Origin of the sequence: Polaribacter sp. R2A056_3_33 (genome assembly GCF_019278485.1) — a bacterium.
GTDB lineage: Bacteria > Bacteroidota > Bacteroidia > Flavobacteriales > Flavobacteriaceae > Polaribacter.
The window spans coordinates 1,587,145-1,609,388 of record NZ_CP058984.1; the positions used below are offsets into that span (position 1 = coordinate 1,587,145).

At 28.8% G+C, this 22,244-nt stretch carries 21 protein-coding genes and 1 pseudogene; 9 read left to right on the forward strand and 13 right to left on the reverse strand.

The genetic code is table 11. From position 1 onward, the window contains the following. Window positions 1–72 precede the first annotated feature (72 nt). Window positions 73–222: a PspC domain-containing protein gene (locus tag H0I29_RS06865; RefSeq protein WP_165731376.1), complete on the reverse strand. Its 150-nt coding sequence runs from the start codon at window positions 220–222 to the stop codon at window positions 73–75. Between the two features lie 273 nt (window positions 223–495). On the opposite strand from H0I29_RS06865, the gene H0I29_RS06870 reads away from it, so the two are divergent. Further along, window positions 496–1,212: a LytTR family DNA-binding domain-containing protein gene (locus H0I29_RS06870; protein ID WP_218754871.1), complete on the forward strand. Its 717-nt coding sequence runs from the start codon at window positions 496–498 to the stop codon at window positions 1,210–1,212. Window positions 1,213–1,252: 40 nt separating this feature from the next. On the opposite strand, the gene H0I29_RS06875 is transcribed toward H0I29_RS06870, so the two are convergent. From H0I29_RS06875 to H0I29_RS06895, 5 genes are read right to left on the reverse strand one after another with little or no spacing between them, the layout of a single operon-like run. Next, a complete protein-coding gene (locus H0I29_RS06875; RefSeq protein WP_218754872.1) occupies window positions 1,253–2,233 on the reverse strand; it encodes a hypothetical protein in 981 nt (326 codons plus the stop codon). 3 nt (window positions 2,234–2,236) lie between these two features. After that, window positions 2,237–3,700: an MBOAT family protein gene (locus H0I29_RS06880; protein ID WP_218754873.1), complete on the reverse strand. Its 1,464-nt coding sequence runs from the start codon at window positions 3,698–3,700 to the stop codon at window positions 2,237–2,239. A 17-nt stretch (window positions 3,701–3,717) separates the two neighbouring features. Continuing rightward, the gene (gene dut, locus H0I29_RS06885; protein WP_218754874.1) at window positions 3,718–4,149 is read right to left on the reverse strand and encodes a dUTP diphosphatase; all 432 of its coding nucleotides are present in this window, start codon (window positions 4,147–4,149) and stop codon (window positions 3,718–3,720) included. Further along, complete coding sequence (locus H0I29_RS06890; protein WP_218754875.1) at window positions 4,130–4,792, reverse strand: alpha/beta hydrolase; 663 nt, start codon at window positions 4,790–4,792, stop codon at window positions 4,130–4,132. The genes dut and H0I29_RS06890 overlap by 20 nt, the downstream gene beginning before the upstream one ends. 2 nt (window positions 4,793–4,794) lie before the next feature. Next, window positions 4,795–6,249 carry an oligosaccharide flippase family protein gene (locus tag H0I29_RS06895; RefSeq protein WP_218754876.1) on the reverse strand — a complete coding sequence of 485 codons (1,455 nt, stop codon included), beginning with the start codon at window positions 6,247–6,249 and terminating at the stop codon, window positions 4,795–4,797. A gap of 94 nt (window positions 6,250–6,343) precedes the next feature. Between H0I29_RS06895 and H0I29_RS06900 the strand changes: the two genes are divergently transcribed. Genes H0I29_RS06900 through H0I29_RS06915 form a run of 4 tightly spaced genes read left to right on the forward strand, consistent with a single transcriptional unit; the run spans window position 6,344 to window position 10,696 of the window. Continuing rightward, entirely contained in the window at window positions 6,344–7,339 is a 996-nt protein-coding gene (locus H0I29_RS06900; RefSeq protein ID WP_218754877.1) for an NAD(P)H-dependent glycerol-3-phosphate dehydrogenase, read from the forward strand. Between the two features lie 43 nt (window positions 7,340–7,382). Next, window positions 7,383–8,042 carry a hypothetical protein gene (locus tag H0I29_RS06905; RefSeq protein WP_166386046.1) on the forward strand — a complete coding sequence of 220 codons (660 nt, stop codon included), beginning with the start codon at window positions 7,383–7,385 and terminating at the stop codon, window positions 8,040–8,042. A 1-nt stretch (window position 8,043) separates the two neighbouring features. Next, window positions 8,044–9,312 carry an MFS transporter gene (locus H0I29_RS06910; RefSeq protein ID WP_218754878.1) on the forward strand — a complete coding sequence of 423 codons (1,269 nt, stop codon included), beginning with the start codon at window positions 8,044–8,046 and terminating at the stop codon, window positions 9,310–9,312. 43 nt (window positions 9,313–9,355) lie between these two features. Then, a complete protein-coding gene (locus tag H0I29_RS06915) occupies window positions 9,356–10,696 on the forward strand; it encodes a kelch repeat-containing protein (RefSeq protein ID WP_218754879.1) in 1,341 nt (446 codons plus the stop codon). Between the two features lie 37 nt (window positions 10,697–10,733). On the opposite strand, the gene H0I29_RS06920 is transcribed toward H0I29_RS06915, so the two are convergent. From H0I29_RS06920 to H0I29_RS06930, 3 genes are all read right to left on the reverse strand, one after another. Further along, entirely contained in the window at window positions 10,734–11,072 is a 339-nt protein-coding gene (locus H0I29_RS06920; RefSeq protein ID WP_218754880.1) for a hypothetical protein, read from the reverse strand. Between the two features lie 425 nt (window positions 11,073–11,497). Beyond that, window positions 11,498–11,833 carry a hypothetical protein gene (locus tag H0I29_RS06925; protein WP_218732090.1) on the reverse strand — a complete coding sequence of 112 codons (336 nt, stop codon included), beginning with the start codon at window positions 11,831–11,833 and terminating at the stop codon, window positions 11,498–11,500. Window positions 11,834–12,107: 274 nt separating this feature from the next. Beyond that, complete coding sequence (locus H0I29_RS06930; RefSeq protein WP_218754881.1) at window positions 12,108–13,754, reverse strand: glycerol-3-phosphate dehydrogenase/oxidase; 1,647 nt, start codon at window positions 13,752–13,754, stop codon at window positions 12,108–12,110. A gap of 72 nt (window positions 13,755–13,826) precedes the next feature. Between H0I29_RS06930 and H0I29_RS06935 the strand changes: the two genes are divergently transcribed. Next, window positions 13,827–17,135 (forward strand): S8 family serine peptidase, encoded by a 3,309-nt coding sequence (locus tag H0I29_RS06935; protein ID WP_218754882.1) that lies wholly within the window; start codon window positions 13,827–13,829, stop codon window positions 17,133–17,135. 55 nt (window positions 17,136–17,190) lie between these two features. Here H0I29_RS06935 and H0I29_RS06940 read toward each other — a convergent pair. Further along, window positions 17,191–17,520, reverse strand: a pseudogene (locus tag H0I29_RS06940) (FAD-dependent oxidoreductase); the annotation flags it as partial. A gap of 162 nt (window positions 17,521–17,682) precedes the next feature. Here H0I29_RS06940 and H0I29_RS06945 point away from each other — a divergent pair. Further along, complete coding sequence (locus H0I29_RS06945) at window positions 17,683–18,117, forward strand: TerB family tellurite resistance protein (RefSeq protein WP_218732093.1); 435 nt, start codon at window positions 17,683–17,685, stop codon at window positions 18,115–18,117. 46 nt (window positions 18,118–18,163) lie between these two features. After that, window positions 18,164–18,754 (forward strand): 2OG-Fe(II) oxygenase, encoded by a 591-nt coding sequence (locus tag H0I29_RS06950; RefSeq protein WP_218732094.1) that lies wholly within the window; start codon window positions 18,164–18,166, stop codon window positions 18,752–18,754. A 34-nt stretch (window positions 18,755–18,788) separates the two neighbouring features. Here the strand turns inward: H0I29_RS06950 and H0I29_RS06955 are convergent, their stop codons facing one another. Further along, complete coding sequence (locus tag H0I29_RS06955) at window positions 18,789–19,331, reverse strand: pyridoxamine 5'-phosphate oxidase family protein (protein WP_218754883.1); 543 nt, start codon at window positions 19,329–19,331, stop codon at window positions 18,789–18,791. 89 nt (window positions 19,332–19,420) lie between these two features. Here H0I29_RS06955 and H0I29_RS06960 point away from each other — a divergent pair, with 89 nt between their 5' ends. After that, a complete protein-coding gene (locus tag H0I29_RS06960) occupies window positions 19,421–20,896 on the forward strand; it encodes a Na+/H+ antiporter NhaC family protein (RefSeq protein WP_218754884.1) in 1,476 nt (491 codons plus the stop codon). Between the two features lie 345 nt (window positions 20,897–21,241). On the opposite strand, the gene H0I29_RS06965 is transcribed toward H0I29_RS06960, so the two are convergent. Continuing rightward, window positions 21,242–21,637 carry a hypothetical protein gene (locus tag H0I29_RS06965; protein ID WP_218754885.1) on the reverse strand — a complete coding sequence of 132 codons (396 nt, stop codon included), beginning with the start codon at window positions 21,635–21,637 and terminating at the stop codon, window positions 21,242–21,244. A 9-nt stretch (window positions 21,638–21,646) separates the two neighbouring features. Next, window positions 21,647–22,243, reverse strand: coding sequence for a TetR/AcrR family transcriptional regulator (locus H0I29_RS06970; RefSeq protein ID WP_218732098.1), 597 nt, complete (start codon window positions 22,241–22,243; stop codon window positions 21,647–21,649). Window position 22,244 lies beyond the last annotated feature (1 nt).

Sequence of the window (22,244 nt, forward strand, 5' to 3'; positions counted from 1 at the left end):
GTTTTCTTATTTTTAAAATGTTCTCTTTCTAATTTTATCTATTGTATTTAATAGAATAAGACTTTAAATGGTTTACTTAGAAAGCAACTTTACAATCCATAAGATTAAGTATAAACCTAATCCAACACCAGCGAATAAAAAGGCAACTACAAAGCCTATTCTAATATATTTTGCTTCTACATTTATTTTTGGACTTAACCAATCTGAAACACCTAAAATCATATTTTTATTTTTTGTTAGTTAATAAAGGTCATTAAGCTTCTAATATCACTAAAAGAAGATTTCTATTTTATATAGAAGACTTAATCATAAAGATATAATAAAAAAGCATTATTTAATAACAACACTTCAAATTATGTTTTAAAATTGAAAAGTATTTTAATCTTTATCCTGTAAAAATAATTGTTTATCCTGATTAATTATTATTTAATACTTTTTATTTATAAATTTGCATGAAGTCTATTTTTTAGAAATTTTATCTTTTAAAAAGAGAATATGAAATACAAATACGTAATTATACAAGACAATCAAGAAGCTCTTGATGATTTAAAAACCACTTTAGGTAAACATTCTAATTATAAGCTTATAGATATTGCATCGAATTTAGAGGATGGATTTGCTTTAATTTTAAAAACTAAACCCGACCTAATTTTTTTAGATGTAGAAATAAATGATAAAAATTCTTTTACGCTTATTCCTAAATTAAATGAATTTTTTATGGAGTTGCCAACCATTATTATGACAACCTCACATAATTATTATGCAAAAGAGGCAGTAAACAATCAAATATCTTATTTTTTAAGTAAACCAATTGAACCAGTAGAATTACAAAAGTCATTATTATTCTTTGAGAAAGAATTTACAAAAGAACAATCACATCTTGCTGTAAAAACAAGCTCTGATATTCATCTTTTATCTTATAAAGACATTTGTTTTTTACAAGCAGAAAGAAACTATACCAATGTTTTTAATATTACGGGAGAGAAGTTATCAACTTCAAAATCATTAAAACATTTTGAAGAAACTTTACCTAAAAAATTCATTAGAATTCATAAGAGTTTTATCATCAATAAAGATTGTATTGAAAAGTTAAATACTAGAAAAGGACAACTTTTTTTGCAACCAACTGATGCGCTCATAGATTTAGAAGAAAACTTTGTACCTATTGGAAAAGAGTATCTTCCGAAATTAAAAAACTCCTTTACTTTTTAAAGGATATCAAAGATTTAAAATGGTTCTTTTTTTATTGATTTTATTCCTTTAAAATTTCACCTAATTTTTTAGATACTTTAGTGGCTCCTTTACTATTAATATGGTGGTGATCAGTAAAATCAGAATCATAAAAATTATTATTTTTATAATAATTGAAGTCATAAAAAGGAATTCCTTTTTTTTCTAAAAAATTTGTAAAAAATATTGAAGATTTATCTTCTAAAGTTTTATTAATTCTTGTTCTAGGATAAGGCGCTCTAACACAGATTAATTCAATATTATTTTCATTACATAATTTAATGATTAATTCTAACTTTTCTTTGATAAAAAGAGCTAAAGAATCGTCAACATTGTATGTTAATGGCCCTATTTTACTAGCTTGTATTGAGTCAATTATAAAATTATCATACATATAACCTTTAATCAAATACCTGTTTTTTTGAATATTAGATTCTGTGTTAGATGCATTTTGAGTACTACTTTTCATTAAATTTAAAATAGATGTAATCTCATTTTTTAGATAAGGTTTATGTTTTAAAAGTGGGTTAAATATATTGGTTAAACCTTTTTGTTTATAGCCATTTAATATCATATCCCATTTACCTTGATTAGACATAAAATGTGCATTTAACATTATATGATAAAAATCTGTGTTAGTAAATTGAGGAACAAATATCTCATAAATAATTTTTTTAGGGCTTTGATACTTTAAAACTTCTTTAAGTACATAGTAACTTTCTATTATATTTTGAGAGCTTGTAGCCATATTATATGTAGAATTACTAGTAATGCTATCAATTATTTTTGGATTATAAGCATTGTAAGCTCTACTAGATCCGAGGATGATATTATCGAATTGTTCATTTGGGTTTTTAATTTCATTCCATTTTACTAAAACATGATTAGTGCCATTATTAATACTATATTGTGTAGGGAAATTTAATACATAATTAATAGAATATATAATTAGAATAAATGGAAAAAGAAAAATAAATATAGATTGGAATATAAATTTTTTCATAATTTAGAATTGAAAATATATAAATGATATATCTTTTTTTAAGGTAAAGAAAAATATTGTAATTATTATTAAATAATACATTGAAAACCTTAAATAACGTTTCCATTTAATACCTAATTTTTCTAAAGCATATTTTTGTTCTCTCCCTACCCATTCAATGATTAAAAATGATAAAAAAACAATAATATAAGGAGTCCCAAGATTGTAAATAAATCTATATGTTTTATAGTAATTAATGTAATCATTTAAACCAAAAAACATTTCATAAATATAAGTAGTTGCATGACTAATGTTTTCTGCTCTAAAAAATATCCATGCAAATACAGTTAATGTAAACGTTAATAACATTAAAAAGAATTCCTTAACACTTGGTAAAAATTTTCCTTCAGCAATTGTATTTGTATTATTTCTATTTTTGTTAAGTAAAAGTAAGGGCAAAAAGTATAAAGCATTTAATGCTCCCCAAACTATAAAAGTCCATTTTGATCCATGCCAAAATCCACTAACAATAAATATAATAAAAACATTTCTAATTTTATTCCAATTACTTCCACGACTTCCTCCTAGGGGTATATAAAGATAGTCTCTAAACCAAGTTGAAAGAGATATATGCCAACGCCTCCAAAATTCTGCTATGTCTCTAGAAAAGTAAGGAAAAGCAAAATTTTGTTTTAAGTTAAAACCAAATAAACGAGAAGTTCCTATAGCAATATCTGAATAACCAGAAAAATCTCCATAAATTTGGAATGCAAAAAACACTGCTCCTAAGATTAAAGTACTCCCAGAATAGTCATTCGAATTATTAAAAATAATATTAGCATTTTGAGCACAATTATCTGCAATTACAATTTTTTTAAACAAACCCCAAAGTATTTGCCTCATTCCATCAACTGCTTTTGTATAGTCGAAATTTCGTTTTATATAAAATTGCGGTAGTAAGTCTGTTGCTCGTTCAATTGGACCTGCAACTAACTGAGGAAAGAAACTTACAAAGGCAGAAAAAGCTATAAAATTTTTAGTTGGTTCAAGCTTTTTCTTATAAACATCTATTGTATAACTTAATGTTTGAAAGGTGTAAAAACTAATTCCAATAGGTAAGATGATATTTAAAGAACTTGCATTTATTTTAGTTCCAAAAAACGAAAAAGCTGATATAAAATTATCTAGAAAGAAATTATAGTATTTAAAAAACCCAAGAAATCCAAGATTTATAAGAATACTTATATAAAGTAGAATTTTTCTCTTTCTTTGATTATTTTGGTTTGATAAACTAATTCCAATCGAATAATCTATTATAGTACTAAAAAGAATTAAAGATAAAAAACGCCAATCCCACCAACCATAGAAAATATAACTGGCTGTTATGATTAAAAAGTTCTGTAATCTTAAATTTTTATTTGTAACAAACCAATATAGTACAAAAGTAATTGGTAAGAATATTGCAAAGTCAATTGAGTTAAAGAGCATTTTTTATTTTAAGATATTTAAACTCCTGTACTTCCAAAGCCACCAGCACCTCGCTCAGTTTCACTTAAAATGGTTACTTCTTGCCAATTTACACGTTCGTGTTTTGCAATAATTAATTGAGCTATTCTTTCTCCATCATTAATAACAAAATCATCATTAGATAAGTTCACTAAAATCACTCCAATTTCCCCTCTATAATCTGCGTCTACAGTTCCTGGAGAATTTAAAACAGTAATTCCTTTTTTAGCAGCCAATCCACTTCTTGGTCTTACTTGTGCTTCAAAACCTACTGGTAAAGCTATAAATAAGCCTGTTTTAACAATAGCTCTTTCTAATGGTTTTAATGTAATTGCAGCATCAATATTTGCTCTTAAATCCATTCCTGCAGCTCCTTCAGTTTCGTAATTAGGTGTTGCGTGTTTCGATTTGTTAATTATTTGTACGTTCATTGTTTTCTAAATTAAATAAAAATGTAATTACTTCTAAAAATTCTTCTTTCCAAAAAGACTCTGTGTGTTTTCCTTCTGGAGCAATTTTAGTTTTTATGTTTTCTGATGGAAATCCTATATCTAATAAGCATTCTGCCATATTTTCTGTATCGGTAACCATAATAGCTTCTTCTTTATCACCAGCTAATAAATAAAGTCTAGTATTTTTTTGATTCCCATTTTCTTCAGCAAATTTAACTACTTTATCAGAAAACCAAAAAGAGGTAGAAAGTGCGCCAATTTTACCAAAAGTATTCGGATATTTTAATCCGCCATAAAAAGAAATTAAACCACCTAAAGAACTACCAATAATTGCGGTGTTTTCTGGTGCCAATTTTGTTCTGTAATTTTTATCTATAAAAGGCTTTAGTTGGGTAACTAAAAAATCGACATAAATAGCTCCTTTTCCACCACCATATTTTTGGTTTTTCCAGGGTGTATACTCTTCAATTCTATGCTCTCCACCGTTTTCTATACCTACAACAATAAAACTTTTTCCTGTGTTTTTTGTTACAGTACTCTCTTTTTTTATTATAGTTTTATTGATCTTACAAGAGTTAAAAACAAGAAGAAAAGTTATAGCAAGTATGGTTATTCTATTCATATTTATCGCTTTAAAATTTGTTTAATTTCATCTTTTTCATTGTAATAAATTAAGCCAAAGAAAAGTAAAATAGTTATTATAGAAAACCAATACTGCCCTCTGAATAAGGTAAAAGAAATCCACTCAAAAACGATTGAAAACACTAAATAATAAGCTATTTTTTTTAATTTATAATTTACAGGATAATGTTTTTTACCAACAAAATAAGACAATACCATCATGGTTCCAAATGCAATTAACGTTGCCCAAGCAGAAGCTATAAAACCTATTTTAGGAATCATTACTAAGTTAAAAACAATGGTAATGATAGCACCAACAATAGAAAAGTACATTCCGTATTTTGTTTTGTCCGTAAGTTTATACCAAATTGATAAATTGTTATAAATACCTAAAAATAAGTTTGCTAAAAGTATGATTGGAACAATAGAAAGCGCAGTGAAATATTCTGGTTTTCCTAATAGAATTTTCGCGAACAAATCAATAAAAACAACTACAATTAGCATAAAAAAAGATCCAAAGATTGTAAACCATGTTAAAACTTTAGAATAAGTTTCTTTGGCATTTTTTTTATCAGCATTATTAAAGAAAAATGGTTCTGCACCTAAGCGGAATGCCATAATGTATAAGGTCATAAAAACGCCTAATTTGTAACAAGCCGCGTAAATTCCCATTTGTTTTTCACCTAAAATATCCCCAAGAAGAAGTTTGTCTAAATTTTCATTGGTTACAAATGCCAAACTTCCAATCATTATTGGAAAACTATATTTAAACATTCTTTTGAAAAGAGATAAATCGAACTCGAATTTGAATTTAAAAACAGCAGGAAAAAGTAATAGAAAAGTAGATAAACTTGCCACTGTTCCTGCAACAAAAATGTGAATTACTTTTGGGTAATTATTATAATAATTTACAATGGATTCTGGTAAATAAGTTTCATTTTTTAAGGTATAAGGAACAAACCACAAAAAGAAAACATTTAAAATAGTGAATACACCAATATTTATCAATTTTATAGCAGTAAACTTTAGAGGTTTATTGGTAACACGTAAATATGCAAAAGGTACAACTACTAAGGTATCTAGTGTAATTGTATATACTAATAATTTAAAAAATAAAGGATTTTTAAATCCGAAGAAAACAGCTATTTCATTATTAAAAAACAAGGCGATACAGAAGAAAATTAATGTGGAGATTAGCAAACTAATAAAGGAGGTAGAGACCACTTTTCCTTTCTCTTTTTCTTTAGAAAAAAAACGAAAAAAAGCAGTTTCCATACCAAAGGTTAGTAGTGCATTTAAATACGCAGCGTACACATAATAATCTGTATTTACGGCATATTTTGCTGCATCTAAAGTAGAGGTATGTAGTTTTACCAAAAAGATGTTAATTGCCCGTGGTAAAACAGCGGCAATTCCGTATATTATAGTGTCTTTAAAAAATCGTTTTAAGGAACTCAATAAGTTTGAATTAGAGCATACAAATATAATAATTCGTAAATGCAATCCTCAAAAGATAATAGTTTTATTACTTTTGATGTAAAAAACACGATTCATGAACACACAGAAAAAAATAGCGGTCTTTGGAGGAGGAAGTTGGGCGACTGCAATTGTAAAAATGTTGTCTGAAAATATAAGTACAATTGGTTGGTACATGCGTAATGAACAGGCAATTGAGCACATAAAAGAAAATGAACATAATCCTAATTACTTGCAATCTGCAGAATTAAATGCAGAACAATTAGATTTGTCTAGTGATATTAATTACACTGTAGAAAATTACGATGTTCTTATTTTTGCAATTCCGTCTGCCTTTTTAACAAGTGAATTAAAAAAGTTAACGTCTTTATTAGAGGGTAAAATCATCTTTTCTGCTATTAAAGGTATTGTGCCAGAAACAGGGTTAATTATAGGAGAGCATTTTAATAGAGAATATCAGGTTCCTATAGAAAATATTGGTGTTATTACAGGTCCTTGTCATGCAGAAGAAGTGGCTATGGAGCGTTTATCTTATTTAACAATTGCTTGTAAAGATGAAGATAATGCAAAGTTTATAGAGAAATCTGTTCAAAGTTGGTATATAAAAACCAAAATTTCCGACGATATTATTGGTACAGAATATGCTGCTATGTTAAAGAATATTTATGCGGTTGCAGCAGGTATTGCACATGGTTTAGGGTATGGAGACAACTTTCAGGCGGTGTTAATGAGTAACGCAATTAGAGAAATGAAAAGCTTTATAAAAAAGGTACATAAAATGAAACGTAACATTAACAATTCTGCTTATTTGGGTGATTTGTTAGTTACCGGTTATTCTCTTTTTAGTAGAAATAGACAATTTGGAAACATGGTTGGTAAGGGCTACACTGTAAAATCTGCTCAAATGGAAATGAGCATGATTGCAGAAGGTTACTACGCTACCAAAAGTGCTTTTAAAATGAAGGAAGAAAATGGAGCAACTACACCTATTATAGATACCGTTTATAATATTCTATATGCAAATAAAAATCCTAAAAAAGAATTTCAAAAATTGACAGATAAATTAGATTAAATGTTTAATTTTGAACATTGAAGTAATATATTAAACAATTACAATGAAAACAATACAAGAAGTTGTAGAAAGCACCATTAGAAAAACACCTTTTATAGAAGAGGCTTTAAATGAAAAGTTGATAAATGTTTCATCTTTGGCAAGAATTATTTTACCCGAAGTTTCTACTGCTTTAAAAAAAGAAGTAAAGGTTGGTGCAGTTATGATGGCTATTAATAGACTTTCTCCTGCAAGTGAATTACGTATTAGAAAGAACATAAAAAAATTAGCCTTAGATCTAGGTGATGTAATTGTAAGGTCTGATTTGTGTGATTTCACTTTTAAAAACACCACTTCATTATTAAAAGAAATTGCAAAAATTTTAATGAAATCATCAGAAAGTTCTGATTATTTTTTAACCGTTTCTCAAGGTATTTTTGAAACGAATATTGTTACTAGTAAAAATTTAGAACCATTTGTAAATGAGATTTTCGAAAAAGAAGCACTTATTTCTAGTGTTTTAGATTTGGCGTCTATTACAATTAAACTTCCAAAGGAAAACCAAGAACAATCTGGTATTTATTACTTTATTTTAAAACAATTGGCTTGGGCAGATATTCCGTTACAAGAAATTATTTCTACTACAAACGAAATGACAATTGTTGTAAAAGAAGAAGACATTAACCAAACTTTTGCCATTTTAATGGATATGAAATTGAGTTAAAATGACAAAACAAGATCCTTATGCAGCATTAAGAATTAAGGAATTCAATATTTTTTTATTTGTTAGATTTCTGCTGGTTTTTGGTTGGTCTATGCAATTTATTGTTATAGAATGGCAAGTATATTCCATTACAAAAGATCCTTTATCTTTAGGTATTATAGGTTTAATGGAAATTATTCCTGCATTTACAATGGCTTTATTTGCAGGTCATATTGTAGATCAAAATGAAAAAAGAAATTTATTTGCTATTTGTATTGCAGCTTTTTCGCTGATTAGTTTAGGACTGTTTTTATTAACATCAGATATTGTTGTTGGCCATTGGTCTACAAATAAAATTCTATATTCAATTTACGCTTTGGTTTTCTTTGGCGGCTTTTTACGTTCGTTTTTTGGACCTACAATTTTCTCTTTAGTGTCATTATTGGTTCCTAAAAAGATATATCATAATGCGGCAACATGGAGTACAAGTACCTGGAAAACTGCTTCGGTTTCTGGTGCCTTATTTGGTGGGTTTTTTATAAGTTGGATTGGTGTTGATAAAACGCTTTGTTTGGTTTTTATCTTAGTAATTCTATCCTTAATTTTTACTTTTTTAATAGAAAAGAAACCCATTTTAAACAAAAAAATTGGGGAACCAATGAAAGAAAGTTTAAAAGCTGGTGTAAGATTTGTGTTTCATAATAAAGCCATTTTAGGTGTTTTAACATTAGATATGATTGCGGTTTTATTTGGTGGAACCGTAGCTATTTTATCTGTTTTTGCACAAGATGTTTTAAAAGTTGGACCAGAAGGTTTTGGTATTTTAAATGCTTCAATTTCTATGGGAAGTATTGTTACTATGTTTCTAACAACTTACATTCCTATCAACAGAAAAACAGGTAAAAAAATGTTGGTTTCTGTCTTTGTCTTCGGACTAAGTATTATTGCTTTTGGGTTATCTTCTATTTTCTGGGTTAGTATTTTAGCATTGTTTATAAGTGGTGCTGCAGACGGGATTTCTATGGTAATTCGTCAGACAATTTTACAATTAAAAACGCCAGATGATATGAGAGGTAGAGTATCTTCTGTAAATTCTATGTTTGTAGGTTCTTCTAACGAGTTAGGTGCTTTTGAAAGTGGTTTAGCTGCAAAGTTTTTAGGAGCCTCTATGGCGGTTATTTTTGGAGGAACCATGACGTTACTTACCGTTGTTGGTATTGGTGCTTTAAACCCTACTTTAAGAGATTTAGATTTAACAGAAGAGATAGAAGCAAATCAAAAAGAAGATTAATTTTTAAGGTATAATTTTTGATGCTTTAAATATAAATATTTTCATGAAAAACTTAATTATATACTCGTTTCTACTATTCTCTACAATTGGTTTTTCTCAAAAAATTTCTGGTACAGTTTTAGATTTTGATACTAAAAAACCTATTGAAAAAGCACATATTTTTTTTATAGATAAAACTGTTTATACCAATCAGAAAGGAGAGTTTACTTATCGTTTAAACAATCAAAAAGAAATATCTTTTTCCGTTTCTCATCTTAAATACGAAACTCAAAAAATTGATTATAATATAACAAATGAACCGTTAGTTATTTTTCTTCATGAAAAGCAAGAAATGTTAGATGGAATTAAAATCAATTCAAAAAAGAACTTAAAAAATTCAATTCATTTTTCAAAATTAGAAAATTTACCACAAGGAGTATATTCTTTTGCATCTGTTTTAAACAATAGTAAAATACATGTTTTTGGAGGAGATACTTCTACTGAATACGATAGAAATAAAGAAGGTATAAGTCAGCTTCAATACGGAGGCGAAGAAGAAATAATGAAATTCTTAACGAGACCAAAATTTGCTAGTTTTTATAATTATATTGGTGATATTCAATCTTATGATATTGCTGATAAACAATGGGAAATTAAGGAAGATAAGGTTATAAAAAGGGCTTATCACAGTGCAATAAACTATAAAGATACTGTTTTACTTATGGGGGGTAAAAAACTGTCAAGAACTAAAAAAAGAGACTTGTTAGTAAATGATATAGAGATTGTGTCTTTAAATAATTTATCAATTATAAAAGACCAAACAAACCCACATAAAGCTGTAGATTTTGGTACAGTTTTGTATGATAATAAACTGCTTGTTTTTGGCGGTTCTACTAAGATAAACAAAAACGGAAAAATAATTTATTCTAATGATATACACCTATACGATTTAGAAAAAGGATATTGGTATTTACTTGCTAAAATGCCGAAAGGAAAAGAAGTTACAGGAATTATTTTTGATGATAAATTATATTTATTTGGAGGATATAATAATAGTAATTTAACAGATATTGAATCTTTTAATTTAATTACAGGCAGATGGAAAAAAGAAGGAACTCTTTTTAGAGGAATGAGAAAGCCTGCTATTACTAAAGATAATGATTTTATCTATTTAACAGAAGGAGGAAAGCTTGTAACTTTAGAACCTAAAACTAATATTTTAAAAGAGTATATAATAGGTTTAAATTTAAACGATGCTAACATGCATTTCTTTAATGAAACTTTATATGTTCTGGGAGGTTATCTTAATCTAAATGAATTTAAAAAAGATCCATCTAATGGTCTTTATTCTATAAATGTGTCAGATATTATTAATACGAGACCTATTGATAGTAAAAAGTTATAAAAAAACCGCTTATTAAGGTAATAAGCGGTTTGTAAATTTATTTAACTTCTGTGATGGTTAATATGGTTTTTACAGTTGCTAAATCTCCTGTTGCTTCACCATTTTCATCAAACTCATCAATTTGTTTTGTAGACCAAGTAATATTGAATTTTTTACCAATCATTTCCTCTTCGTATAAAGAAAGTTCTATATTTTCATCTAAGTCGTAGAATAAAATAGTAACATCTTTTTCATCTACAAATTTAAAATATTCTGTTTCAGTTACTCCTTTAAAAGTAGCAACAATTTTGTTTTCTTTTTCTTGTGCAGAAATTGTGTTAACAGAAAAAGTTAAGGTAATAAACAGCACTAATGCTGACGCATATAATGTTTTCATGATTTTTAATTTTAAGGTTATTTTTTAATAAATATAGTAGCTGCTCTTTTTCTTAAAAGAACCTGCTTTGGTTTTGAAGTACTCGAAACTATATTTTCATAAGCCTTAAAAATTACTGATAATGTATATCAAATATACATTTTTTTTGAATTGAAAAGAGAAAAAGTTATTTTTTTATCATTACTAATAAAAAATTATTGATTAATGTATTTTCCTCTCAATTATACTGATATTTATGTTGTTACGTATTTTTTGAAAAGAGTTTAAATGTAAGGGATTTCCTTAAAAATGTTACACTAATTTATTTTATCATTAAAAAACACGAACTATATTTTTTTAGTTAGATCGGCAACCAAAAAGTTGAAAAAATACTACCTATTGAGCATATACAAAACCATTTATAAAGTTTTAAATGGCTTAAATTATTATTTTGCTTTAATGGATAATATCGTTTTTACAGTAATTTTCTCACCTGTTTTTTGACCTACGGAATTATATTCTTCTACAAGTTTATTTTTCCAAGTAACTATAAATTTTTTATTCATTTTAGAATCATCTTCTTTCTCAAAATTTATATTTTTAGATTTATCATAAAATAAATATGCCACACCATCATCATCTACAAATTTATAGTCTTGATTTTCTGTAGGACCTATATAAGTAGCAACTAATGTATTTATTTTTTCTTGAAATACTATTTTTTTTGCAGAAAAAGAGAAGGCAATAAATAAGACAACAATCGAGGTATAAAACGTTTTCATAATTTTTAAATTTAAGTTTATTGTAAATTATAAATATTTTAAATACTCTTTTTTCGAGAAAGAAGTTATTTAAATAGAAAAATCATAAACATCATAATGATAGGACGTTATATTCAAATATAAACTTTTTTTTAAAAGTATTATATTTGAATTAAGTTTTTTTTTAGTAAATTAATGACTATAAATAGAGCTTAAAAGATGTTTTTAACATAAAAAACCTCACAGATTATACAATCTATAAGGTTATATATATTGGTGTTTTAAAAACTATACTTTAGTTAAAAGTAGTAGCCAATTGTATTTTTTCTTCTAATTCTAATTGATGTTTTTTAGTTGTTTTTTCATCCCAAGAAAAATGAGTTTTAAACAATTCTAAAACATATTCTTTGTATAAATTTACACTGTGTGCATCAAAAAACATACGACCCGTTCTGCGCATAAAAAAATCTGTTGGAGTGCAAGTCATTTCGTAATTTATGGTAAACCAAACTTCTGCCATGATCATTTTTTCTTGCATATTATCGTGCATTAAATCATCAAATTTTTGTAAAATAATATCTGTTTGTTTTCCATAATTATGCACTAAATATTCTGCGTCCTTTCTATCGAAATCTACTTCTGCAATTCTATTTTGAATAGCATCTGTATAACTTTCTACTTCTTGGTAATTATCAAAAGTACCACCAGAAAGTGCTATTTCTTTGGTTTTTATTTCTTCAAATTTTGTATCGAATCTGCGTTCATATTTTTTGGCAATTAAATCTACAATTCGTTCTGCCATTTTACGATAACCGGTTAATTTTCCGCCAGCAATAGAGATTAGTTCGGTATCAGAAACAAAAATTTCGTCTTTTCTAGACAATTCTGAAGCAGATTTGCCTTCTTCATGAATTAAAGGTCTTAATCCTGCCCAAGAAGATTGAATGTCATCCAACGTAAGTTGAATCTTTGGAAACATGTTATTAACAGCAGAAATAAGATAAGTAGCATCTACTAAATTGGTTTCTACATTATTTTTATCTAGTTGATAATTGGTGTCTGTAGTACCAAAATACGTAACTTTCCCACGCGGAATGGCAAACATCATGCGTCCGTCTGGAATATCAAAATAAACAGATTGTTTTACAGGCAATTTATCATGGGCCACTACTAAATGTACTCCTTTAGTTAAATGCAATCTTTTACCAGTTTTAGAATGGTTAACTTGTCTTAATTCATCTACCCAAGGTCCACAAGCATTTACTACATATTTTGCTTTAATATCATAATCTTCACCAGAAAAAGTGTCTTTTACTTTTGCGCCAACAACTCTATTATCTTCATAAATAAACTCTTTAGCTGCTGTATAATTTATAATTTTTGCATTGTAATTTAAAGCTGTTTTTAAAACCTCTATAGTTAAACGAGCGTCATCGGTTCTGTATTCTGCATAATATCCGGCACCATTTAAAATGTTTTCTGGCAACATCGGTTCTTTTTCTAAGGCTTCTGCTTTGTCTAACATCTTTCGTTTGTCTTCTCCTTCTACAGAAGCTAAAATATCGTAGACTTTTAGTCCGATAGACGTTAACCAAGAACCATACGTTCCTCCATCAATTAAAGGTAAAATCATTTTTTCTGGAACCACTAAATGTGGAGCTAAATCATGTACAATAGCACGCTCAGTTCCCACTTCTTTAACCAACCAAAAGTCGAATTGTTTTAGATAACGCAAACCTCCGTGAATTAGTTTTGTAGATTTACTAGAAGTACCAGAAGCAAAGTCGTTTTTTTCTATCAAAGCAACTTGCATTCCTCTAGAAGCTGCATCTAATGCAATACCTGCGCCTGTAATTCCACCACCAATAATTAGTACATCAAATTCGATAGATTGTAAATCTTGTGTATTTTTTTTTCTATTTAAATAGGAAAAGTTGTTCATGTTTAAAGTTAAATTTTAATAATAAAAAATTTAAAAGTATATATTTGCTTACAAAATACATAAATCAACCCTATGATATACAATTACTTTAAGCAAATTTTTCTTTTTTTCTTTTTAGCTTCTTTTTCTTTAGTTGCTCAAAATTCATCAGAAAAACAACTTATAATTAAAGATTATAATTTAACAAAATTAGAGAATTTAAAGGAAGAATTTTCTACAAACTTTAGAAAAGAAAAAGAGAATGCTACCCTTTTAGCAACTCAAAGAGGTTGGAAAATGAAATTTACAGACGATACAGGTTCATATTATGAATTAATGAAGGTCTCTAAAGAAGGTACCCCTTTGTATTATAAAACATACAATGTTGATGCAGCTATTTCTACCAGAACAAATTACTTACATAATAATGGAGGTCTTGGCTTAAACATAGAAGGTCAGGGAATGACAGCTTATGTTTGGGATGGTGGTATTGCAAGAGCAACGCACCAAGAATATGATGGAGATGGTGGAGAAGATAGATTTTCTGTAGGAGATTTTTCATCAGAATTAAATTTTCATGCAGCTCATGTAATGGGAACTATTATTTCTTCTGGTTTTGAGCCAGAAGCAAAAGGAATGGCTCCTAAGGCAAAAGGAATTGGTTATGATTGGAATAACGATTTATCTGAGGCTACGATTGCTGCTTCAAACGGAATGTTAGTTTCAAATCATTCTTATGGTATTGCTGCTAGAGATGATGATAATGAAGTACAAATTCCATCTTATTATTTTGGCGCTTATATTTCTACTTCTAGAAATTGGGATAACTTAATGTACAATGCACCTTATTACTTAATGGTTGTAGCTGCAGGAAATGATGGTAATGACAATACTGCAAATGAAGCTCCTTTAGAGGGAAGTGCTGCTTTTGATAAGTTAACAAGTTGGTCTACTACAAAAAATAGTTTGGTTATTGCAAATGGGCAAGATGCATTAATAGATGCAAATGGTGCATTATTATCGGTTAATAGAAATACCAGTAGTTCACAAGGTCCAACAGACGATTTAAGAATTAAACCAGACATAATGGGGAATGGGTCTTCTTTATATTCTACTTATGATTCTGCAGACAATGCTTATAATTCAATTTCTGGTACTTCAATGGCTTCTCCAAACGTAACAGGTTCTTTATTGTTATTACAACAATATTATAAAGAAACATATGGTAGCTTTATGAAAGCTGCTACTTTAAAAGGATTGGCACTACATACTGCAGATGATACAGATATTGCTGGACCCGATGCAAAAACAGGTTGGGGGTTAATGAATACTAAAGTAGCTGCAGAAACAATTACTAAAAAAGGTTTTGAATCTTGGATTTCTGAAGAGGTTTTAACCAATGGAAATACTTATTCTGTAACCGTTAATTCTGATGGTTTAAATCCTTTATTAGCATCTGTTTCTTGGACAGATAAACCAGGAGCTGTAAGTGAAGGATTAGTAAATGATGCAACAGCTGTCTTAGTAAACGATTTAGATATTAAAATTACTAGAGATGGTGTTGAGTATAAGCCTTGGAGATTAACAGGAGTTAATAGCAATGAAAAAGGAGATAATTTAGTAGATCCTTATGAAAGAGTAGATATAGCAAACCCAACTTCTGGAGAGTATACCATTACAGTTACTCACAAAGGAACTTTGGCAGAGGCACAAAATTTTTCTTTAATTGTAACTGGTATTGCTGGTGAATTTACTTTTGTAGCAGATAATTCTGAACAAGCATTTTGTTCTAATGAAGATGCTGTTTTTAATTTTGAATATAGACAAGCTGTTGCAGGTACTACTCAGTTTTCTACTACAGGAGCTCCAGAAGGTGTATCCGTAGCTTTTTCTAAAGAATCGTTAAGTGAAGATGGTAGCTTTAATATTACTATTGGTAACTTAACAAACGTTTCAGCAGGTTCTTATTATATTGAAGTAGAGGGAGATAATGGGAATGAAATTCAAAAAAGAATAATTAGATTGATTGTTCTTCATCCAAATTTTGATAATAACCCATCAGAATTAGAATTTCCAGAGAATGGGCAGAAAGGGATTGCAAAAAAAGTATCATTAGCTTGGAAAACAAATCTAAATGCTGAAAACTATGTGGTAGAATTATCTAACTCACCAAGTTTTAGTACTCTTTTATTTACAGATGTTATTTCTGCAACAACAGTAGATATCGTTGATTTAGAAACGAATTCTGTGTATTATTGGAGGGTAAAACCAACAAATAAATGTGGAGAAGGAGCATACTCTTCTACTTTTAGTTTTCAAACTGGAGTTACAGATTGTACAAATATTTATACTGCTACAGATTTTTCTACGGCTGGTATAGATGAAACATCTGCAAATGCTACAGCAATAGTTCCTATAAGTATTACAGACAATTTATTTGTTAATAAAGTTATGGTAACATTAGATATAACACATCCAAGTATGCAAGAGTTAACGATTTCTTTACAAGCCCCAGCTAGTATTGGTGGTGCTAGTGTAGTTCTTTTATCTGATGCTTGTGGTGATAGAGGAGATATAAGAAATACTACTTTTGACGATGATGCAGGTGTATTATTTTGTAATTTTTCAACACCAGCAGTAACCGGAACCATAGCACCGGATAACAATATGAGTTTACCATTTTTAGGAAAATCTGCAATTGGAGATTGGAAATTGATTGTACAAGACAACTCAGAATTGAATGGAGGCCAAATTAATGCTGTTTCAATTACAATTTGTTCATCAGTAGAAAATACAAGTGTTCCTACTTTTTCTACTTCAAATTTAGTTTTAAATGGAAGTTTAAACTATGTAATAACAACAACTGATATGAATGCTTCTACGGCTTCTGAAACCGAAGAACAACAAATATATACCTTAGTAGAATTAGCAGAAAAAGGTACTCTTAAAAAAGAAGGAACCGAATTAGTTTCTGGAGACACTTTTACCCAAGCAGATATAACAGCAGGTAAAATTACCTTTACAAATGCAGAGACAACTGCTTTTACAGATCAGTTTAAAGTTAATGTTACAAACGCTGCAAAAGGATGGTTATCAAACCAAACAGTTACCATACAAGAAGGTGTTTTAAATACAAATGAATTTTCTTTAAATGATGTTTCTTTATGGCCTAACCCAGTAAAAGGTATCTTAAATGTAAAATTAAATAATGCAATTGGTAATGATGTAATTATCTCGTTATTTGACTTACAAGGAAGAAAAATTTTCACTTCTGTAAATAAGTCAACAACAGATGTATTTACTAAAGAAATAGATACAAAAAACCTTTCTTCAGGTGTTTATTTATTAGGTATAAAACAAGGAAGTAAAAAAGTAACAAAAAAGATAATTATTACACAATAAGGTAACTTTTAAAATCAAAAAAAAAAGCCAAAACAAGTGTTTTGGCTTTTTTTTATTCAATTAAAGGTAAAATCATTTTTTCTGGAACCACTAAATGTGGCGCTAAATCATGTACAATGGCACGCTCAGTTCCCACTTCTTTAACCAACCAAAAGTCGAATTGTTTTAGATAACGCAAACCTCCGTGAATTAGTTTTGTAGATTTACTAGAAGTACCAGAAGCAAAGTCGTTTTTTTCTATCAAAGCAACTTTCATTCCTCTAGAAGCTGCATCTAATGCAATACCTGCGCCTGTAATTCCACCACCAATAATTAGTACATCAAATTCGTTAGATTGTAAATCTTGTGTATTTTTTTTTCTATTTAAATAGGAAAAGTTGTTCATGTTTAAAGTTGAATTAATAAAAGAATAGTTATGTTAAAACTAATCTTTAGCAAAGTACAAAAAATGCAATCTATTCGATTTGTCTTTTTAGAAATATTTTCGGAAACGTATTTTAACTTTTTTTTTAAACCATTTTCACTATTTTTATCGAAAATAAATAAAATGGCAATATTAGATTTATATCCTAAAGGAAAACACAAACAAGAAATCGGGCATTTTGCAAATATTGTAAAAATTGCAAAAATAGACGGAGAAATTACAGATGATGAAAAAGAATTATTAATACGAATGGGTAAGAACTTAAACTTAACGTTAGATGAGTTTGCTGTTATTCTTAATAATCCAGAAAAATTTCCAACAAATGCACCTGCAAATTATGAAGATAGAATAGAACGTTTGTATCGTTTGGCTAAAATGATTTTGGTTGATGGAGAAGCAAAGTTAATTGAAGTTCAATTGATGAGAAAAATAGCTGTTCGCCTACATTTTTCTCATGATAATGTAGAAAAAGTTTGTGACGAAGCCATTCATTTAGTTTTAAACGAGAATGATTTATCCGATTTTACTAAGGCAATAAAGTTAGTGAACAAGGTTTAATTTTTAATTGCAAACAATTCACAACCTAGAGCTGTGGTTGTCCTGGATGGACGATCTTGCAGAGCAAGATTATGTAATTATTGATGATTTTATAGACAACAACCTTTATAAACAAATTAAAAACTTTCTTTTTGAAAAAATAGATGTTTTTGATAAAGCAGGTATTGGTTCTCTTAACCAACACACAATAAAAAAAAACATTCGTGGTGATAAAACCTATTGGTTAAATAAAGACAGAGATGCGGCACTTAGTGGTTTTTGGAATTTATTAGAAGAAACTAAAAGTACGTTAAATAGGTATTGTTATCTAAGTTTATCTGGCCAAGAATTTCATTTAGCTCATTATCCTTCTGGAGGTTATTATAAAAGACATTTAGATCAATTTGAAGGTAGAAATAATAGAATGATTTCTATGATTATTTACCTTAATGATAATTGGGAAACAGAAAATGGTGGACAATTAGAAATTTTAGATAAAAACAAAAAATTACAATTAGTAGCACCTATTGCAAAAAGATGTGTTTTATTTAAAAGTGATAAAGTACCACATGCTGTTTTAAAATCTTTTAAAGATAGGTATAGTTTAACGGGTTGGTTGCTTTACCAACCAACAAGTTTAGGCCCCTTATTAGGGTAATTATATTTTTCTTTTTTATAAGTTACTCAAAACATTATTCCAATATTTGGGAAGGTAAACCATCAATACTTGTTTGGTTTTTATCTTCCCAATACTTTTTAATACCCTCTTTTCCTTGTTCGGTTGCCCAATCATTTAATTCATTTCTTTCGCCTTTATAATCGTAAAACGGAATAGACATTCCGCAAGAAGTTTGTGCAGATGCTATAGAAATGTCAAATATCTGACGCGTTCCTGGAGTTTCTGGAAACAGTGTAATTAAATCATTCCAAGAAGCATCTCCTTCTTTAATTTCTTTTCCTTTACCGTATAATCTAAGAATGTTTGGTGCACCTTCAAAAGCACAAAACATGATGGTAATTCTATCGTTTTCTAATAAATGAGCCGCAGTTTCGTTTCCGCTTCCGGTAACGTTTAACCACAAAACACGGTTTTCATCCATCACTCTAAAAGAATCCATTCCTTTAGGAGATAAATTAATTCTACCATTATTTGGAGCCGTAGCTACAAAGAATATTTTTTGAACTTCTATAAATTTTTGAAGCCTTGAAGTGATTTTTGTATAAAATTTTGACATAATCGTAATTATTAGTCGACCAAATTACAAAATAACGATTGATAATGTGGTTTAATAATTACTACCTTTAGCATTCTAAACATTTTTTTATGGAATATGGATTTTTATCAGTAATACCACCTATTGTGGCAATCATTTTAGCCTTAAAAACCAAACAAGTGTACATTGCCTTGTTATTAGGTATTTGGTTTTCTTGGTTGATCATAGAAGGTTTTAATCCGTTATCCGGAACTTTGGCAATGATAGAAGGCATGGTAAATGTTTTTCAATCTCAAGGAAATACAAGAACCATTATGTTTAGTGCTTTGGTGGGTGCATTACTAATTTTTATTCAATATTCTAGAGGAGTAGAGGGATTTATTAATATTATCAACAGAAAATTAGTAAAACTAGAAAATAAAAAAACAGGTTATAGCAGAGTAATGGTTCAGGTTTTAGCAACCTTTACTGGTTTATTACTGTTTGTAGAAACTAGTATTAGTTCTTTAACAGTAGGTACTTTATACAGACCAATATTCGATAAATTAGGTATTCCAAGAGAAAAACTAGCCTATATAGCAGATTCTAGTTCAGCACCATCATCCATATTAATTCCGTTTAATGCTTGGGGCGCTTTTATTATGGGACTTTTATTAACACAAGGCATAGACAAACCTTTTGCAATGATGATTGCCTCTATTAAATATAACTTTTATCCAATTTTAGCCATCGGAATTTTGTTTTTTATCATCTTATCTAAAAAAGATTTTGGCCCAATGAAAAAAGCCGAAAAAAGAACCAAAGAAACAGGAGCGTTAATGAACGAAGGCTCTACACCAATGATTTCTGATGAAATTACGTCATTTCCTCCAAAAGAAGGAATTGAAGCAAAAGCGTATAACATGATTGTACCGCTTTTAGTCATGGTTTGTATGATGCCAATAAACTTAATCTACACAGGTTGGGATGCTGTAAAAGAGGCTACATCTACTTTAGACCATATAACACAAGCAATCGGAGAAGGTTCTGGTTCATCATCGGTTTTATACGCAGTAATTACTGCTTTACTGGTTGCCATGGCAATGTATTTTATACAAGGAATTATGAAGCCAAAAGAAGCTGTTAATTTAACTTTAAAAGGAATTAGTGAGCTCATGCCATTAGCGTTGTTAATGTTGTTGGCATTTGCCATTGGAGATGCTTGTAAAGAACTAGAAACTGGAATTTACGTAGCCAATGTTACCAAAGATTGGTTGTCACCAGAATTGTTACCGGCTGTGGTTTTTATCATTAGTTCGTTTATTGCTTTTTCTACCGGAACCTCTTGGGGAACTTTTGCCATTATGTTGGCAATTTCTATACCTATGGCAAATATTCATGGAGCAGATCCAACTATTGTGGTCGCTGCAACTTTAGGAGGTGGCGTTTTTGGAGATCATTGTTCGCCAATTTCAGACACTTCTATTATATCTTCTATGGCGTCTGCTAGTGATCATATAGACCATGTAAAAACACAATTACCGTATGCCTTAGTTGGTGGCGTAATTACAATTTTAATGTATTTGGCTATTGGTTTTTTAGGCTAAATTAGCTTTTTAACGATCCTTTTTAAGAATTTGGGCGTTACCACAAGGGTCGCGCTTTCCACTATATCTTTTTGCGAAAAACAAAAAGGATACCTTTGCAATCGCTAACGCGAGCATATTTGCAAACAAACTGTAATTTTGTTTAGTTTGTCATTTCTAAATGAGCTTTTTTAAGCGATTGAAAAACCTCATGATGCTTGTTTTCTTTTTGTTATCAATGCAATAAGACTTCTCTTAACGTAGAAGAAATAATTTTAAAGGTTTTTCAAATTCTTCATTAAAATAAAAAAACCTCTTTAAATTTTAAAACTTAAAGAGGTTAATTAATATATATGAAAGATCCTTTTACTCAGCTAGAATAGCACGTTTTTTAATGCTATCAATCATACGCAAAGCACCTTCTTTAATAGTGTTTTCTTTAAAGAGAAATGTTTTTTCATACAAAGTATTTCCTTCGAAAAAAGTAACCTGAAAACGGTTATTTAACTTGAACAACTCTGGTTGAATAAATTCAATTTTAGCAAAAGAATTTGCTGGAAGTTTGTCTAATTTTTTACGGAATAAAGATGTTATTTTAGTCTCAGAAAAGCCTTGTGTAACAACTACCATCATTTCTAAATCAACATTTTTATTATTGATGATATAGACATTCCAATCGTTGGTGTTATAAATATCATTGTATTCATAAGCGATTGCCATTTCTACGTCGGTAACTTCTGGTATTTGAATGTCTTTTTTCATAAAAAATAATCAAGAAAATAATTTGTTTGTGTCTTTGTAATTTGGTGTAATTACACCTTTTAAATTATTAACAATAAGGTGTTTAAAAACACTTTCTACACCGTATTTATCAAAAAGATTTATAGGTTCAAAAACTAAACTTTTTAGTTTTGTAAAATACAAATCGCAAAACAAATTAATATTTAAATTTTTGCAAATATACTCTTTTTCTATAGCCTCTTCTAGTAAAGGTTTTAAGTTGGTTTTTATAAAATTGACTTTAAAATCAATAAAAACAGCATCTGCTTTGTGATGATATTTTTTAATTCCATATAAAAAAGTCGGTTGAAAATAGTCTAAATATTGAAAATTTACTTTTTGAATTAAAATTATTTTTTCAATAGGATCTTCTGTAGTTTTTAGAATTTTATCTATTTCGTGCAGGTATTTTTCAATAATAAAACGAACCCCTTTAGAAATGAGTTCGTCTTTAGTTTTAAAGTGTTTGTAAATGGTTTTTTTAGAAATACCAAGTTCGGAAGCGAGCTCGTTCATAGAAAAACGCTTGCTTCCAAACTTGATAAAATTTGTAATAGAACATTCAATAAGTTCTTGTTTACTAACCATT